17 protein-coding genes are annotated in these 17,212 nt (G+C 35.6%); 12 read left to right on the forward strand and 5 right to left on the reverse strand.

The features are described from left to right. Window positions 1-3: 3 nt before the first annotated feature. The 3 genes from AC07UM_RS02025 to AC07UM_RS02035 form a co-directional block, all read right to left on the reverse strand. The gene (locus AC07UM_RS02025; protein ID WP_103231504.1) at window positions 4-1,260 is read right to left on the reverse strand and encodes an aminotransferase class I/II-fold pyridoxal phosphate-dependent enzyme; all 1,257 of its coding nucleotides are present in this window, start codon (window positions 1,258-1,260) and stop codon (window positions 4-6) included. Between the two features lie 427 nt (window positions 1,261-1,687). Then, on the reverse strand, window positions 1,688-2,041 hold the full coding sequence (locus AC07UM_RS02030; RefSeq protein ID WP_494682722.1) for a helix-turn-helix domain-containing protein: 354 nt from the start codon (window positions 2,039-2,041) through the stop codon (window positions 1,688-1,690). Between the two features lie 95 nt (window positions 2,042-2,136). Then, window positions 2,137-2,874, reverse strand: coding sequence for a response regulator transcription factor (locus AC07UM_RS02035; protein WP_494682721.1), 738 nt, complete (start codon window positions 2,872-2,874; stop codon window positions 2,137-2,139). Between the two features lie 89 nt (window positions 2,875-2,963). Here AC07UM_RS02035 and AC07UM_RS02040 point away from each other — a divergent pair, with 89 nt between their 5' ends. From AC07UM_RS02040 to AC07UM_RS02075, 8 genes are all read left to right on the forward strand, one after another. After that, complete coding sequence (locus AC07UM_RS02040; protein ID WP_494682720.1) at window positions 2,964-3,611, forward strand: DUF1349 domain-containing protein; 648 nt, start codon at window positions 2,964-2,966, stop codon at window positions 3,609-3,611. A gap of 732 nt (window positions 3,612-4,343) precedes the next feature. Further along, a complete protein-coding gene (locus AC07UM_RS02045) occupies window positions 4,344-7,334 on the forward strand; it encodes a sensor histidine kinase (protein WP_494682719.1) in 2,991 nt (996 codons plus the stop codon). Window positions 7,335-7,339: 5 nt separating this feature from the next. Continuing rightward, a complete protein-coding gene (locus AC07UM_RS02050; RefSeq protein ID WP_494682718.1) occupies window positions 7,340-7,951 on the forward strand; it encodes a response regulator in 612 nt (203 codons plus the stop codon). Window positions 7,952-8,159: 208 nt separating this feature from the next. After that, entirely contained in the window at window positions 8,160-8,411 is a 252-nt protein-coding gene (locus AC07UM_RS02055) for a helix-turn-helix domain-containing protein (protein ID WP_494682717.1), read from the forward strand. Window positions 8,412-8,525: 114 nt separating this feature from the next. After that, window positions 8,526-9,728, forward strand: a complete 1,203-nt coding sequence (locus AC07UM_RS02060) for an MFS transporter (protein ID WP_494682716.1) — start codon at window positions 8,526-8,528, stop codon at window positions 9,726-9,728. A gap of 198 nt (window positions 9,729-9,926) precedes the next feature. Continuing rightward, window positions 9,927-10,340, forward strand: coding sequence for a hypothetical protein (locus AC07UM_RS02065; RefSeq protein WP_124531022.1), 414 nt, complete (start codon window positions 9,927-9,929; stop codon window positions 10,338-10,340). Window positions 10,341-10,519: 179 nt separating this feature from the next. Continuing rightward, the gene (locus tag AC07UM_RS02070) at window positions 10,520-10,867 is read left to right on the forward strand and encodes a hypothetical protein (RefSeq protein ID WP_494682715.1); all 348 of its coding nucleotides are present in this window, start codon (window positions 10,520-10,522) and stop codon (window positions 10,865-10,867) included. A 114-nt stretch (window positions 10,868-10,981) separates the two neighbouring features. Continuing rightward, entirely contained in the window at window positions 10,982-11,299 is a 318-nt protein-coding gene (locus AC07UM_RS02075; protein WP_494682714.1) for a hypothetical protein, read from the forward strand. A 72-nt stretch (window positions 11,300-11,371) separates the two neighbouring features. Here AC07UM_RS02075 and AC07UM_RS02080 read toward each other — a convergent pair whose 3' ends face one another. Together AC07UM_RS02080 and AC07UM_RS02085 are read right to left on the reverse strand one after the other, a co-directional pair. After that, window positions 11,372-13,012 (reverse strand): serine hydrolase domain-containing protein, encoded by a 1,641-nt coding sequence (locus tag AC07UM_RS02080; protein WP_494682713.1) that lies wholly within the window; start codon window positions 13,010-13,012, stop codon window positions 11,372-11,374. Between the two features lie 119 nt (window positions 13,013-13,131). Then, window positions 13,132-14,187, reverse strand: a complete 1,056-nt coding sequence (locus AC07UM_RS02085) for a helix-turn-helix domain-containing protein (protein ID WP_494682712.1) — start codon at window positions 14,185-14,187, stop codon at window positions 13,132-13,134. 191 nt (window positions 14,188-14,378) lie between these two features. Here AC07UM_RS02085 and AC07UM_RS02090 point away from each other — a divergent pair, with 191 nt between their 5' ends. The 4 genes from AC07UM_RS02090 to AC07UM_RS02105 all read left to right on the forward strand — a co-directional run bounded on the left by AC07UM_RS02090 (window position 14,379) and on the right by AC07UM_RS02105 (window position 17,210). Beyond that, complete coding sequence (locus tag AC07UM_RS02090; RefSeq protein ID WP_494682711.1) at window positions 14,379-14,978, forward strand: Crp/Fnr family transcriptional regulator; 600 nt, start codon at window positions 14,379-14,381, stop codon at window positions 14,976-14,978. A 65-nt stretch (window positions 14,979-15,043) separates the two neighbouring features. Beyond that, the gene (locus AC07UM_RS02095) at window positions 15,044-15,664 is read left to right on the forward strand and encodes a hypothetical protein (protein ID WP_494682710.1); all 621 of its coding nucleotides are present in this window, start codon (window positions 15,044-15,046) and stop codon (window positions 15,662-15,664) included. Between the two features lie 13 nt (window positions 15,665-15,677). Next, window positions 15,678-16,079: a DoxX family protein gene (locus AC07UM_RS02100; protein WP_494682709.1), complete on the forward strand. Its 402-nt coding sequence runs from the start codon at window positions 15,678-15,680 to the stop codon at window positions 16,077-16,079. Window positions 16,080-16,301: 222 nt separating this feature from the next. Then, the gene (locus AC07UM_RS02105; protein ID WP_494682708.1) at window positions 16,302-17,210 is read left to right on the forward strand and encodes a DUF6268 family outer membrane beta-barrel protein; all 909 of its coding nucleotides are present in this window, start codon (window positions 16,302-16,304) and stop codon (window positions 17,208-17,210) included. Window positions 17,211-17,212 lie beyond the last annotated feature (2 nt).

A 17,212-nucleotide genomic window follows, 5' to 3' on the forward strand; every position in this document is an offset into this window, starting at 1 on the left:
TTATTATTTTTTTGCAATATGCAATTTTTTATTAATATCGTCAAACGCGTTAAGCGTTTTGTCCAGATGTTCTTTTTCGTGTCTTGCCGTTACGCTCATCCTTATACGCGCATCTTTTCTTGGTACAGCCGGGTATAGAATTGGGTTGGTATAGATTCCTTTTTCTATAAGTAGTTTTCCGGCTTCTCCTGTTACATAAGGATCTCCAATTTTTACGGGTATGATTGCGGAACAGGTAACTCCAGTATCCAATCCTAAATCATCAAGTCCTTTTTTGAAATAGTTGATATTGTTCCAGAGTTTCTCTCTCCAGATGGGTTCTTCATCTATTAAATCAATGGCTTTAACGATTCCTGCGGATGATGGTGGGGCTGTAGCTGAGAAGATCTGCTGGCGGGAATGGAATCTCATGAATGCTGCCAATTTTTTGTCGGCTATAACATATCCTCCAAGGTTACCAAACGTTTTACTGAATGTTCCAGTGATGATATCCACTTTATCCAATAATCCAGCTTGTTCCAAAGTACCTCTTCCGGTTTCTCCAAGGATGCCGACACCGTGTACGTCGTCTACCATCAGAAAGGCATTGTACTTTTTCACAAGATTATAGATCTCATTAATATGAGAGGTATCACCATCCTGGGAATACACTCCATCAACAATAACGAGTTTCGTACGGTACAGATTTTCAGATACCTTCAAAATGTGTTCCAAAGATTCCAAATTATTGTGCGGAAATGTTTTTTTATTGGTAAAAGCACATCCTTCGTGTACACTGGCATGCACTGCCATGTCTAAAATAGCGAGATCTTCCTTCTGCATTAAGCATTGTAAACTCGCGCTATTAGCTGTATAACCGGTAGTAAATACTACGGCTTCGTCTTCTGTTCGTTTAAAAAAACTTGAAATTTTCTTTTCTAAAGCATTGTGATAATCAAAATAGCCACCGATAAGAGGAGTCGCTCCTGTACCTGTACCATATTTCTCTATCCCTTCAATTGCAGCTTGTTTTACTTTTGGGTGCTGTGTAAATCCCAAATAATCACTTGATACAAAACTAACAAACTCTCTGTTTTGGTTTGCAATATTTACATTCAGTATTGCATTGGTTCCTGAAGTATTCTTCAGTCTGTAGTTCATATGACCATTAGACTTTACATAGTCTAAATATTCATAAAATATTTCAGCCCTTTGAGCCATATTATTATCTGGTATATTCTCAAAGTCTTTAATAGTTGCTGTTGTGAAATTGATGCTCATCCTTAATCTTGTTTGTTGTGGTTTAAAAAAACAAATATATAACTATTTAAAGGGCTTAAGCTCCCTAATTAAGATTAAATATTATTAAAGACACAATAATTTATTCTTACTCTCTGGAAACCAAACTCATTGTATATATCTGGATCTTTTAACATTTTATTCTATTGAATTAATTAGTTTTTTCTTACCTAAATTTAATAAAAAAAGTAAACAATAAAGAAATATTAATAGATAAATAATAAAAAAAGACGATTATTTCTTTACAACCATCTCATTTATAAAAGATTATTTTTCGGCAATTTTAACATTATAATTCACTAAATCCACTTTTGATGCTGAAATTCCAGTATAATTAAATCCCTATTCCGAGACAGAAATCACCATAAACAGCCTGATACAGCAATTTTAAAGAAATAAAATAGTCAGTTTAGAATATATTGGATTTTCTGAATTCTCCAGGAGTAAGACCGGTCATTTTTTTGAAAAATTTTGAAAAGTTGGATGGATCGTAAGTAAAAATACGGGCAATTTCTGCTATGGATTTATCGGAAATAATAAGCATCTGTTTTGCCTGTTCAATAATTTTTTCGTCATAAAAAAAACAGGGATGCTGTCCTGCTTCTTTTTTTATCGTATCGGTAAGATGTGCATGAGAAACAGCAAGTTCTCTGGCAATTTTATTCAGTTCCATAAATTCGGAAACCGACCCTGAAATAACATCCTGAATGTGTTTTTCCAAAAAGGCAAAATATTGATGTGTAATCTCTTCGCTTCTTTTCATCTTGTGTTGTTCTAGCTAATTGGTATTCAAGGTATAAATTTAATGATAAGATACAAAACAAGATGGTGAACTTTTCGGATATTCGAGTTGAATATCTAATAGAAACTATCTTTGAAGGCCTGGGTAGAGTTTTTCACTTTCAGCTTCTCCAGGATATTCTGACGGTGTCTGCTTACCGTATTGATACTTATGGAAAGCCGGTCGGCAATTTCTTTACTGGCGTATCCCTCTCCTACAAATTTTAGAACTTCCAGCTCCCTTGGGCTCAGAATATTTTTATAATCAAGCTTATCTTTAACCACAACTTCTCCCTTTATTGTATTAATAATCATAAAATCAGGGACTGCAGACGTGGTCAGGGAAATATTATAAAGGCAGAGCGCCAGCCTCAGCCTGCCGTTATAGGGTGAATATACATAAAACATTCGGTGTTTTACCCATCGGTACTCCTCATTTTTATCTTTCATTCTGATCTTTGACACGACACTATACTCTGCACGCTGTTCCATTTCCATAGCATCCAGTAATTTGAAAAAACGGAGTTCATGGATATACTTCTTCAGCTGATCATCGGGATGTATCTTTTTCAGCATCTCTTCTTCCCAGATTGTATCTATTTCTGTGGGATTTTCACCCCTACTCAACCCAAGCTCTAATGCTGCAGCAGATTTATAAATATAACTTTTATTTGCCTGCACATCACTTAATACACATACAGCACCTTCCATTTCTGAATATGCATGAGCCCTCTGCTTATAGACGTCAATATCAAGCATGCATTTTTTGGAAGTGTTATTCAATAATTGATGACTAAGTTGTTCCCGGATTTCCATAATGGTTATTTATCAGTATTGACACAATGTGGGTTTAATAATACTTTTGCTAAAATAATAATTTACCCTTAGAACTTATCCAAAAGAGAATGAAGAAATTGATTTTAGGCTTTTGTGCCTTGTTCCTGATTCAAAAGTTTTCTGCCCAGACTCTGGAGAAAATGATCTGGTTTAATGAACCTGAAAAATGGGAAATCAAAAACAACAGCCTGTCGATGTTTGTAACCCCGCAGAGTGATTACTGGAGGATTTCACATTATGGATTTACTGTGGATGATGCTCCCTTCTATTACACTACTTACGGAGGTGAATTTGAAGCAAAAGTAAAAATAACCGGCAGCTATAAAGCAAGATTTGATCAGATGGGCCTTATGCTGAGAACAGACAAAGAGCATTACATCAAAGCCGGAGTGGAGTTTGTAGACGGTAAATATAACCTCAGCACTGTTGTCACTAACAACAAAAGTGACTGGAGTGTCATTACATTAGAAAAAACGCCACCTGCAGTATGGATAAAAGCAGTAAGAAGACTGGATGCTGTAGAAATATTTTATTCTTTTGATGACAAGAACTATATCCTCATGCGAAATGCACCTTTGCAGGACAACACCCCTGTGATGGTAGGATTAATGGCAGCCTGCCCTGACGGAACCGGATTCAATGCTGTTTTTGAAAACTTTACTGTAAAACATTTACCGGATCAACGCAGGCTAATGTGGCTCGAAACTCATCAATAATGATTGAATTACACTTCAATATACAATCAGTTTAATTTAACCTCCCATCATTTCCGGGAGGTTTTTTATAGCATAAAATGGTAAATTCTGAGAATAAAAAAACAAAAAGAGACTGCTTTAAATGGAGACAGTCTCTTTTATTTTTGAGATAAAACCGTTTGTGTTCTTAGAATCATTATTTAAACGATGGGTTTCTTTAATTGTTCTGAGAATATTTTTGCAAAAATATGAATATTCATAAGCTTTAGCAAAGATACCATGTAGAATTAACCTCAGATTTTTGTCAAACTTTTACTACAAAAAGCAATTAAATAAAACTCAAACCGTTAATCAATAAATTTAAAAAAAATACAGAAGCATCAATATTTTTCATTTATAAAATCCTAAAAGAAATCACAATCATAGTACAGCATTGAGATTAATAGAAAATGTTTCAAAAGAAATCCCATATAAATTTATCACTTATTTTTGAAATATGTAAAATTTCATATGCTATACTATCGGTAAACCCGGATAAAACTTATATAAAACAGATCGTGCCATACTGATTTATCTCCATAATTTCACTATTTTTACACGATCAAAAAAATAAAACACAAAAGACCAGAAAACTTCAATGATAAAAATTTATTTTCAATCGTTCCTACCCATTAAAAAAACTTCGACTTGTACAAATACTAATATTAACCGTCTCTTGCATTAGCAGCAGACATAGATCAGATTTGCACATATATGAGAATTTGGGCATTTGTTTTTGCTTGCGTATATTTAAACATTTATGGTCAGCACCATACTTCCACGTGGTACAATATAGACAATGGGCTTCCTCAAAGTAGTGCAAAGGCCATTGTTAAAGATAAGTATGGCTTTATCTGGATCTCTACAGAAAACGGACTTGTACGGTATGACGGGAGTTCCTTTATTACTTTTAATAATTTCAAAGTAAATAATCTGCGTTTCGGAGAGTTTATTGGTGACCCGCTTCAGGACAGCATTACGGTCCTCAATAATTCTCAGGAAAATAAGATTATCATTAAAAACAGGTTTCCGAAACTCTCTAATCTTACCAGCAATGATAAAATGGCATTTTTCAACGGTACCGGGCTTGTGCATAGAATTGCCAATAATATCATATCCTCAAATTTTTATAACGATGTCCAGTATTTTATTCAACTTAAAAATTCGGTTTATCATTTTACAGAAAAGAACACCATCATCTATAAGGAAGGGAAAAAGAAAATCAAAATAGTAATCCCTTTTACCAATAAGGACCTGAACTATGCTTTCGTATTGAATGATATTCTTTTTATCAATGATCTGAAAAGAAGAAAAACCTATTCCCTCTATAAAGGACATCTTTCTGTTTCCGAAAAGCCTACTCTCTTTAATCATCCGGACACTAAAATCTATTGGCAGCAGATCACCAATCAGACTTTTATTATCAATCATGATAACATTTATATTGTAGAGGGCAGCGAAAATGACCTTCGATTGAAATTTCTTGTAAAATTTGAAGAAATCGGAAATCATTCCTACTATTCTATGTTTTATGGTAAAGAATTCCACAAACTTTATTTGGGAACGCTCAATAACGGACTGAATGTGCTTAATCTTTCTCATTTTTATGTTTCGAAGAAAGAAGCAGATTTTTCCAATAATGTATATTACGCTTCTCTTCCTTTCAGCAAAAGCACAATCATCGCTGAAGACGGAACAGAATTCGGAAAAAACGGCATTGTCAAAAAACACCTGTTTGGCAGTAATGAAAACTACCTTATGATGTATGACAATTCCGGAAATATTCTGATCAGAAAGAGAAACAGCATTGTCAGGTTTTATAAAAATTCAGGGTATAAAAAGAAGGATTCTACTTTTATCAATAAAGGACTTGAAAGTTTTATGAAAAGCGGGAATCTTTATGGGACCACATGTACTGGCCCTTCCGGCACCCAGCTTAATCTTTACAAAAAGGACCAGTTTACAAAACCGGACTTCACCTATCATTTTAAAAGTTCTGTCAATATTTTTCATCAGTATCGCGAAAATGAAATTCTGACAGGTAACAGTGATGGACTGTATTCAGTACTGCTGGGAAGCAATACAATAACCCCTTTACTTAAAAATATCTATGTAAAAAGCATCATCAGGACAAAAGATAATCTAATCTGGATCACTACGAATAAAAACGGGTTCTATCTTTTCAAAAACCGCAAACTTACCAAGATGCCAAACGACAGGAACGATTACCTGCAGTCGGCACATTATATCCTTGAAGATCAAAAAGGATATTATTGGATTTCTTCGAACAACGGATTGTTTAAAGTTCTCAAAAAACAGTTGCTTCAATATGCGGAAGACAGAAAAACTCCGGTTTTCTATTACCGCTTCACCAAGAAAGATGGTTTTCTGACCAATGAATTCAATGGCAGTTCGGAGCCCAACGCCCATGCTCTTGAGAGCGGAGATTTTGTATTCCCATCAATGGACGGTTTTGTATTTTTCAATCCGGACAGCATTCGGACGTATTATCCGGACAGGAAAAAAATCTATATTGAAAGGGTGAAAATCGGAAATTCTGAACCTCAGTATTTTCATCAAACACTTGATTTAAAGAATGATTATAAAACCGCTGACGTTTTTATTGACATTCCTTATTTTTCCAATCTGGAAAATCTTTATATCGAAGCCAGGATATCAGGAAAGGAAAACTCCGCATGGGAAAAGATCGCAACCGGAAAGGAATTAAAATATACCATTAGTAATCTTTCTCCGGGTGAATATACGCTGAGTGTAAGAATATTGGTATCTCCTGATGGGAAGTATGAAGAAAGGTCAATCCATTTCAAAATTCAGCCTCTTTTTTATCAGACATTACTGTTCAGGGTGTCAGCTTCTATCATCATCCTGATTATTATTATCATCATTGTTCAGTTGACAACCAATTTTTTAAGAATAAAAAACAAAGCCTTAAAACAGATTGTTCATAATAAAAATTCTGAACTGAAAGAGACTTCTCTTCACCTTGAAGTAGTAAAAAGCAACCTGCAAAAAGAAACAGAATATCAGAAAAAGCTGGTAGAGACCATCAGCCACGACATTACCACTCCTATCCGGTTCATTGCTATGCTTTCTCAAAAACTTCATGAGTCTGATGATGTGGAACTTCAGAAGAAGTATTTCGACAGTATTTATAAGTCTTCAGAGCAGCTGTATCAGTTTACTCTCAACTTAAAAGAATATACTGAGCTTTATAAGGCTGAAAATATTTTTGAAGAAAAGGAATATCCTATGAATAGAATCCTGGAGATCAAAAGCAGATTATTCTGTGAAATTGCAAAGGAAAAAGGAACTACCATCACCAATCTTGCTGATCATCAGGTTTATTCTAAAGTGAATGAAAGTATTTTAACCGCTATTATCCACAACATCCTTGATAATGCTGTGAAAAATACATTTGAGGGAGAAATCACTCTTACTATGACAGAAAAACAACAACAATCCACAATAATCATTGCTGATACCGGAACAGGAATGTCTGAAGAGCAGATTGCTACTTATATGAATCTGTTCAGAAACCCTAAGCTGGAAACTCCCAGCTTCAAAGGAAAAGGGCTTGGTCTGCATATGGTTATCCATCTGGTAAAAAAGATCAACGCTGAGATCAATTTCGAAAAAAACCAGCCCAAAGGAACTATTGTGGAGATAACGCTCAATAAAAACTAATCTCTATGAATGAAAGTATTTTAATCGCTGACGATCACTATGTAGTAAGGGCAGGGACTTCTATGGTTCTTGAAACTGCTTATCCGAGACTAAAAATAGATTTTGCAGAAAACTATGAACAGGTTAAAAAAAAGCTGGGCGATCAACGTTATGATCTTCTTATTTTAGATATTGATATGCCCGGAACACAGTATAAAAAAATGGTTCCTGAGCTTAAAAACATACAAAATGACCTCAAGATTCTCATATTTTCAGGGTATGATAAAGATGTTGCCATCCAATATATCAGAGAAGGCGCTGAAGGCTACCTGAACAAACAAAGCAGTGAAGAAGAAATTAAAAATGCCGTGAAAACTGTAATTGAAAAAGGGTATTTCTATCCTGCTGAACTCATCGGTCTTATTATTCAAAACAAAAGAAACAATCCTGTAGAAAAGTTATCTTCCAGAGAATATGAAATTTTCAAACTCCTTGCTGACGGAAACGGAAACCTGGAAATTGCCAACAGGCTGAATATCCAGATGTCTACAGTAAGCACTTACAAAAAAAGAATCTTTCAAAAGCTTGATGTCACCAATATTGCAGAACTGATCAAGGTGTACGAAATGATGCATTAAAAAAACGGGGCAGGAATTTCGTACTATTCCCGCCCCAGAAAAAAACAAGCCTTTAATAAAAAGAGTTGAAATCTACCGTGAAATTGAAAAGAAGACTCTGAGTAGAAAACACTTTTTGCAGAAGGACTATTCGATAAAATTGAACTTGTAATGAGGGAAAAAACTGTATAAAGATGTTAATTTTAATATTTCAAAGCTTTCTACAGAAATGGAAATCAACAGCAACTATATTTCAAAATCAATTCAGGTAAAGGGATATCCCAATTTCAATAACTACTTGAATATGTACAGAATTGAGTGTGTCAAAAGACTGCTTAATGAAAATGATCTTGAGAAGGTAACCCTTAAGTATATCTATACGGAAGCCGGGTATTCAAACCAGTCTACCTTCAACAGGGTGTTCAAGCAGATGGAAAACATCACTCCTTCAGAATACATCAGCAGTTTACACCTACACTGATTTGTTTCACCAATCAATACCATTGAGATAATGATTTTTTAATTCGGAAAATAATCAGGAAATTTACAAGACTTAATTTTCTGTCAAACCTCTGCATTTTAATTGCAAAAAATCATGAATTCATCTGAAAAAACCAATCAGGGAAGCCAACGTTTCCGATATATTAAACTTTGTATTTTCTTTTCAGGACTTTCTGTTTTTGCCCAGCTTTATCTTTTCCAGCCTATGCTGCCAATGGCTGCAGAACAATTTGGGGTGTCTGTAGGTGATACTTCCCTACTCGTGTCGTCATCTACGATAGGAATGGCTTTAGGATTATTGTTTTTTGCTTTTAAAGCCGACAGTTATTCCAGAAAAAGCCTGATGGTCTTTTCGCTGATTTCGTCTGCCCTCCTTACCATTATTTCGACCTGGATCCCAAGCTTAAGCCTGTTAATTGCTATCGGAGTATTGAAAGGCTTTGTCGTTTCTGGTGTTTCTGCAGTTGCTCTTGCCTATCTTACAGAGGAAGTGAACGCATTGGCGGTACCTGCGGCAATCAGTATGTATCTCAGCGGCAATACAATTGGCGGGATGAGCGGAAGAATACTGGCAACTCTTATGGCAGGAGAATTCGGATGGCGAAATGCCGTGCTTCTCATCGGGATAGAAAGCTTTATTCTGGGTATTGTATTCTGGAAACTATTTCCGGAATCGAGATTTTTCAATCCTCAGAAAACGGATTATCATCTTAAAGTAAAGCAGATGAAGTTTTTCCTGACAAATCCTTATATGCTTCGTTTATATTGCACAGCAGCTTTGCTGATGGGAGCTTTCGTGAGTGTATACAATTACCTGACATTCAGACTAGAGGCAAAACCTTTTTCATTGAGTCATTTTATCATTGCTTTTATCTTCCTGATGTATATTTTTGGGGTTTTCGGAACTATGATTGCAGGCCGGCTTTCCAAAAGATTGGGTATGAATGATATTCTGAAAGGTGCTATTTTATTTATGCTTACCGGAGCTTCATTATTATTATCAGAAAATATTTATATCCTTATTTTCGGACTTGGCCTTTTTACCCTTTCATTTTTTGCAGCCCACACGATGGCCAGTCAGATGACTGCATTATATGCCAAACGTGGAAAATCTTCAGCCACTTCTATTTACTGGCTGTTTTATTATTTTGGTTCAAGCATTCTGGGAAGTGGTACAGGATATCTTCTTCATGCTTATTCCTGGAATATCTTCATAGCTGTACTTATTATATCGGTGATTGCAGCACTTCTGTTGACCACTGCGAATGGAGTTCCAAAAGAAAGAACAAAAAACTAGTACCACACACATACCACATCTATTTTTTTTCAAAATGCTATTATTCCCGCATGGGTGTGCTATTTTAACATATCATTAATTTTTTATAGTAAAAATTTAACCTAATCTTCACTAAAACAGCGCTTAACAATATGATGCAGGGCATACTATTTGCTATTTATTTGAGACTTTATCATCAACCTAAAAACTCAAAATATTATGAATGTAGCAGATTTAAAAATCAAGAACTTAGTTGAGTACAAAAACGAAATTTATACAATCACTGAGATCTTTCACAATGTTGAACAGGCTTATTTTGTTAAAATTGAAAATGACATTCAAAGTATTTCAGTCCCGGCAGCATCTATCAAGCCTATTAAAATAACCGAAGAATGGCTTGAAAAGTTAGGATTTTCAAGAACTTACAGTTCGGATCAGAGCATACGGTATGAAAGACCGGAAGCTTTTATAAAATATGATATAGACCTGAGTTCCAGAAAAATACTGGAAGGTCTGAAAATATATGGCAACGCTATAAAATGCAGATACATCCATGAGTTTCAGAATATTTTCTCAAGCTTATTCGGAAAAGAAACAGCTTTACATTATGGCTATTTGAAAACAGAGTCGTAGTTAAATAATTCTTAGTGAAAGAAGACCACAATTTATTCCATAGATTGTGGTCTTCTTTTGGAATCCAACAAACAGCATTTATGATTTTGTCACCATTCAACATTAATTTCCGAAAAATTCACCATTGATACCTCATTAATTTCGTTGATATTTGTATTAATAATATAAAAAACACATCAATGATTCTAAAGATTATCAATTCTGCCATGATTCTATTTGCAGCCTTTATGGGCTTCAAACAAGGAATTGCCATGATTTCAGGTAAACCCGAGATGGCAGCAATGTTTGGAAAATGGGGGTTTGACAAAACGGGACTTATCATCAATGGAACATTCACTATGCTGGCTTCTGTCATGATGCTATTTCCGAAAACATTTGTCTGGGGAAACTTTCTGATGGCAGCCGGTATCCTATTGATCATCTGTTTCCAGCTTTTGAACAAAGATCTGAAAGGCGCTATGATAGAGCTTCCTTTTCTTTGTTTGAATCTTCTGATCGTCTATCTTCAACATCCTTTTAAAAGCTAAAAACGGATGAGAGCCTATAAGGTGATAACCCTATTTCTAATAAGCTTCTTCTGCATAGCCTGTGGACAAAATACGAACAAAGAGAAATACCAGTCTTCAAAAAAACAACCCATAATGGACTTATCAAAAATAACAGACCCTTCGGTAAAACAAGCGATCGAAGCATTGCAGAACGGCAATAAAAGCTGGTACAGCTTCTTCACAGAAAACCCAACGATGACAGATGACGGCCAGCATGTAGACTTTAAATCGTTTTTCTCTAACGCTCTGGGTAAGGAGAAATTTCTCAGCATAGACCGTGTAGAAAACGATGGAAAAGATATTTATGGCAGCTTTCAGGCTGGAAAATGGGGAACATTTCCTGTATCTTTCAGATTTCATAAAAATGCTGAAGGCAAATTTGAAAGGCTGGATATCGGACAGAACAAATAAATTCTATCTCTACCTAAAAAGTGTCATTCTTGTTTTCCATGTAAGAACATCCGAATGACACTTTTGAGAAGACTATTGTATTCTTTTGAACTCAATATTAGAGAGATTTCCTCCCGACAACAGGAATCCGGATACTGTTTTATTTTTGTCATATTTAATATCAAGCCGTCCGAAGAATGACTGAGAAGAATACAGCTTTGAATCGCTTAGGAAATACAACGGAATATCGGGATTCAAAGGATGTCTGGCAATCAGTTTATTATTTTCTACAACCAACTGATAAATGGTGTTGAATTCTTCATTCCTATAAAACCCAACAAACTTGGTAAGATCTATTTTATCTTCTTTCAAAGGCTTTAAGATTACTTTTTTACAGATAAATGTAAAATCACCGATCCTGAATGTTACCGATCCCGGATGAAATGTAAGGCTTCCTGTCGGAATAGAAGGGATATTAAATTGGTTATCTCCCACTGTCTCCAAAGAAGTTTTACTCCCTTTAGGATACAAATTCCTGCCATCTGTTGTGATATCCAGATAGTTTCCAGGATTGATTTCATAAGTCCCTTCAAATGATTTCAGCTCGGCAGCGGTATACGTTATTTTTTGGGGAGGCGGCGGAAGAATCTGCTGATCTTTAAGAAATACATCTACTACTCTATAGGCAATCAGCAATCCGTCAAAGGCTCTTTTATTTCCGGCAAGAACAATAGACAGATTATAGGCGGGAATATGCAGGATATAAGATCTGTAGCTGGCCGTACCTCCACCATGAAAAACAATATCCAGACCTTTATACTTTCCGGTTTGCAGGCCTAATCCATACTCTACTTTTTCCCCATTATTTAAAAAGGTATTTTGCTGCATCTTATTATAAATCTCGCGGCTTCCAATGGATGGTTTCTGGAAATTAATTGCCCATGTACACAGATCGTTTAGTGTAGTGAAAATATTGGAAGCTCCATTTCCCATTTGCCCCAGAGGTGTTTTTATAAAACCGGAACTGTTTTCCTGATAAGATTCTGCTCTATTCGGAGTAATGTTTACCGCATCCTCCAATACCATTGTATGATCCATATGCAATGGCTTGAAAATATATTCTTTAAGTATCTGTGCAAAATCTTTTTTGTAAATTCTGTGGAGAATTTCTGCAAGCATCAGAAAACCGGTATTGTTATATCTGTATTCATCACCAGGTTTAAAGTTGATACTTTTAATAGCCAAAACTGTTTTTACGGCATCCGCACTAGTCACCCTCACTTCAATTCCAATTCCTTGCAAGTCTTTGATAGTTGTATAATCCGGTAGTCCGTGGGTATGATTAGTAAGCTGCCTGATGGTAATTTTATGAGGCAAATGTTTCAACTCCGGAAGGTAAGTTCTGATATCATCTTCAAAAGACAATCGCCCTTCTTTTTCGGCCAAAAGTGCTACAAATGCGGTAAACTGTTTGGAAACGGAAGCAATATTAAAAGCCGTAGAATCGGTCACGGGAATCCGGTCTTCAAGATTTGCAAGTCCGTATGTTTTTTTATAGATTACTTTTCCGTCTTTTATAATACCAACAGCCATTCCGGGTGTATTGGATTTAGAATAACTGCTCACTATGGAATCTGCTTTTCGGATTTTATCCTGCTGCGTCAATTGTCCGAAATAAAATCCGGTGTTCAGAATTATAAAAAGAAACAATGCCAATCTGATTTGTGGTTTCATCTGTTTTAAATTTTAATGATGAAGCAAATCTGATATTTTGCAATGATTTAAATATCCGACTACCGGAAATCGGACTATTTTTATCTAAAAAATCAGTGCGATTTAAAGTCGGACACTATCTAAACAATTGATTTTCTGTAATCTGTAGGAGTAACCCCTGTTTCTTTTTTGAATGCTGTATAAAATGAAGATTTGGAATTGAAACCCACTTCATACAGAACTTCAAGCACGGTAAGCTGAGGCTGATTTTTAAGAATCGCTTTCGCTTTATTAATTCTGAACTCATTAATAAAGTCAAAAAAATGTTTACCCGTATGCTGGTTGATTAATCCCGACAATTGCTTTTCCGGAATATCGATCTGTTTCGCCAGTTTCTGCAAAGTAAGCTTATCGTCCAGATATGGTTTTTCAGTTTCCATAAATTTCAGGAGATTTTTCAACTGTTCCGGTTCCTCTTTTTGAGGCTCTTCAATTTTTTGTATAGGAGTCAGATCCTTATTGATCCCAGCCAAAAGATTGGGACGGTATAAAGCATTTAATACAAACCAGCTGATGATAAATAAAACAAACAGTGATGAAAATGCATATAAATACATAAAAGCAGAAGAATCAACCTTCATAAAACCTCTCAGCAATACAAAAAAATTCCCGATCAAAAAGAGAATAGTGGTCTGCATCAGCCATTTATACGTAAGATGATGATTGCTTGAGTAATTTTCCTTATACAGCTTCCGGAATGTCCTGAGTACAAGAAATACAGCAACGATATAACAGTAATACTGAACCGTAGAAACAATATCAAATATCTGATTATTTTGCTCAGAAATTCCTGTTATGCTAAACCACAACAAAAAGAACAAAAACGGTAATGCATGCAGGAGATGTTTTGTACGAAGGGTAAAATTATAATAACAGGCAGCATTGACGTACAGAAAATAGAGAGGCATCTGGAGCAGAACACTGCCTAATTTGAACCCTTTAATCATTGTATTATCAGACGGTGCCAGAAAGAAGCCAGAAAGATCAATCACAGAAATCAACAGAAAGGCTGCAAATAGATAATTGGGTAATTTCCTTTCTGATTTTGCTGTAATCAAAAAAGCGCTTAACAGCAGAAACAGGAAAAAAATAATTTTGCCTAAATCGTTGATGAATGACATATTCTCTATTTTCATGATATTCACAAAACTACAAATAATAGTTTCTTGTTGAGTATTTTAGCTTTCAATGAGATTACTTTTTTCAATACTAATCATTCTTTCAACTGAGGTTCAGCCTTTGTTATTCCTGAAATTTTTAATATTTGTGTAAATTTGTACTGTAGGCAATACCTTAGATTCATTACGGTAAGCTACAATATTTTATCATGGATAACGATACAATACTTTTACAGCTGATAGAACACTTTAAGGAAATAGTCTCTTTAGAAGATAAAGATATTGACTGTATCGCTCCCAGATTAGAAATCATACAACTTAAAAAGAAAGACTTTCTGCTTCGTGAAGGACAGGTTTCCAGACACATGCGCTTCATTGCAAAGGGAAGTCTGTATGCTTATCATATTGATGAAAAGGGAAAAGAAAACACCACTCAGCTGGGTATTGAAAACTGGTGGGTGAATGATCTTTACAGCTACCTGAGTGAATTGCCTTCAAGGATGTTTATTCAGGCTAATGAAAATACCACAATTGTACAGATCAGTAAAAACAATTTGGAGCTATTATACAAAGAAGTTCCGGCCATTTCCGAATTCTGGCGGCTGAAAATGCAGTCTGCCTATGTTACTTTACAGGAAAGAACCTTTGAACATTCACGTGTTGATGCCTACACCAAATACAGAACATTTGTCACTACTTACCGTAATATCGAACAGCGTTTTCCTCAATACATGATCGCTTCTCATCTTGGAATAACCGTCGAATATCTGAGCTATCTGAGAAAAAAGCACCTGTCTGACGTTTCTTAAGATTTCTTAAGTTTATTCCCCTCCAGCCCTAATAATTTTGCTCACAGAAATTTAATGAGTGAAATATGAAGGCAAAAATTATCGCTATAATAGCTCTTGCATCAGCTTCGCTGAGTCTGAATGCACAGAAACTTTCCTATACCCCGGATCTTGTTTTAGGACATCGCTCCTATACTTATATGCACAATGTCAATTATCAGCTGAATGAACGGTTGAAATTGAACAATCTTACCCTATTTGATACAGAATATACCAAAGACAAAGAAAATATTTTCTTCATCAGAAATACTCTCTCCTATAATATTACCAAAAGACTGAGCGCCAATGCAGCATTTGGAATGAAAAACCCGGGAGCATTTTTCAGTACTTATCTCCAATATAAAATCATTCACTCCTCTTATTCTCTTTCCTACTCTATAGGAGCTACCTATCAGAAAGGATTTTCTCTGGAACAGTCTGTATCATTTGAATACACCCCCTGTCTGACAGAAAATTTCAAGGGATATTTCAGTGTACTCTCTATTGGGAATATTGATGACAGCGGATATCCCAGAGGACTGCAGTTTATCAGACTGGGCGTAAAACAGGATAAAATGATGTACGGACTGGCTTCCAATTTCGACCAGTTTAATAATGGAAAAAAGACCCTGGAAAATATCGGGGCATTTGTGAAATATAACTTTTAAATAATTATAAGAAATGAAAAAGAACATTGATTTAGGACTACTTATCACCAGAATAGCAATCGGATTTCCCATGTCGGTTTATGGAATCAATAAATTAATCCACGGGATTGGGTTTATTGAAGATATGATGACGATGCACGGTTTACCATCATTCTTTGCTTATGGGGTATTTGCAGGAGAAATTATAGCTCCCATCCTATTGATTATTGGATTCCGGACACGTCTGGCAGGATTGATCTTTGCCGCCAATTGCTTCACCGCTACTATTCTTGCCCAAAAGGCTAATATTTTCAAGCTTAATGAATTTGGAGGCTGGGCTCTGGAACTTCTGGTAATCTATATGCTGGTAAGTCTCAGTTTTTTCTTTACCGGTGCCGGAAAATATGCTGTTTCTACCCAAAATAAATGGGATTAAAATTCCCAATAAACTTTCTATTCATTAATTAATAAATCAGAATCTCAGGATTCTGGTTTATTTTTTATCACATAATCAGGATTGTAAAAAATCGTATACAGAAATTCATCATCAGAATAATTCATTCTATCCTTCCTTTTCTTTAATCCATCATTTAACAATCTGACAAACAATAAACTAAACAAATATTAAAGTTTCTTTGTGCTTTCAAAAAAGAAATATATGAGAAAGAAATGGATTATAATGGCTGCTTTCACACAGGCAGTTCAAGCTTTTGCTCAGATAGAAATCAGATCTGAATATCTGCCACAGCAAAAATACATTGATGATAACCGGGAAAAAACCGACGGAAAAAGCTCTGCTTTTACCACCACCCTTACAGTAACCGCTCCGGTAAGTGTAAAGCCAACTGCTTATCAACAACCTAAAATATGGGCAGCAACGCTTAATGCTTCATACACTTCGTTCAGCAATGAGGGCGCTGCCACAGAAGCCTTGCCTAAAGAAATGGCATCTACAGACCTTGGAGTACTGTATATGACTCCGATACATGAGAAACTGATGTTTGTCGGAGGAGTTTCAGCAGGGGTATATTCTACCCATACCGATCTTCAAAAACTCGAAATAGATCAGGTTGTAATAAACGCCTATTCTTCATTGATATGGCAGATCCGTCCTAAGATAAAACTTGGCGTTGCCCTCATCGCAAATAATGCTTTTGATAAGCCGATGCTTATTCCCATGCCTTATTTTCAATACCATAGTGAAAAAAAACGGGGAATGGAATACCATGCTGAGTTTAGTTATACTCCCAAATTCTCTGTGGGCTACAGATTTAATGAAACTCTGGCTTTGCGCATTGTAAACCGTCCGAAATTTTTCTTTTCTCTTGCCAAAATTGACGGACAGAAGAAATATTTTGATCATCATTTCGTAAGTCTTGGCATAGAACCTGAGTATCGAATCAACAACTGGACGTTCAGTGGCACATTTGGAGCAAACTTCGGACGTACAGACCGATACAGAGACCGGGAACCTTCCCAATTTTTGAAATGGGGAAATGCTACTTTTGATCCTTCAGTTTATATTTCTGCAGGGATTAAATATAACTTTGCAGGAAAACGAAAATAACT

This window comes from Chryseobacterium sp. GW821-FHT04C04 (assembly GCF_059420365.1).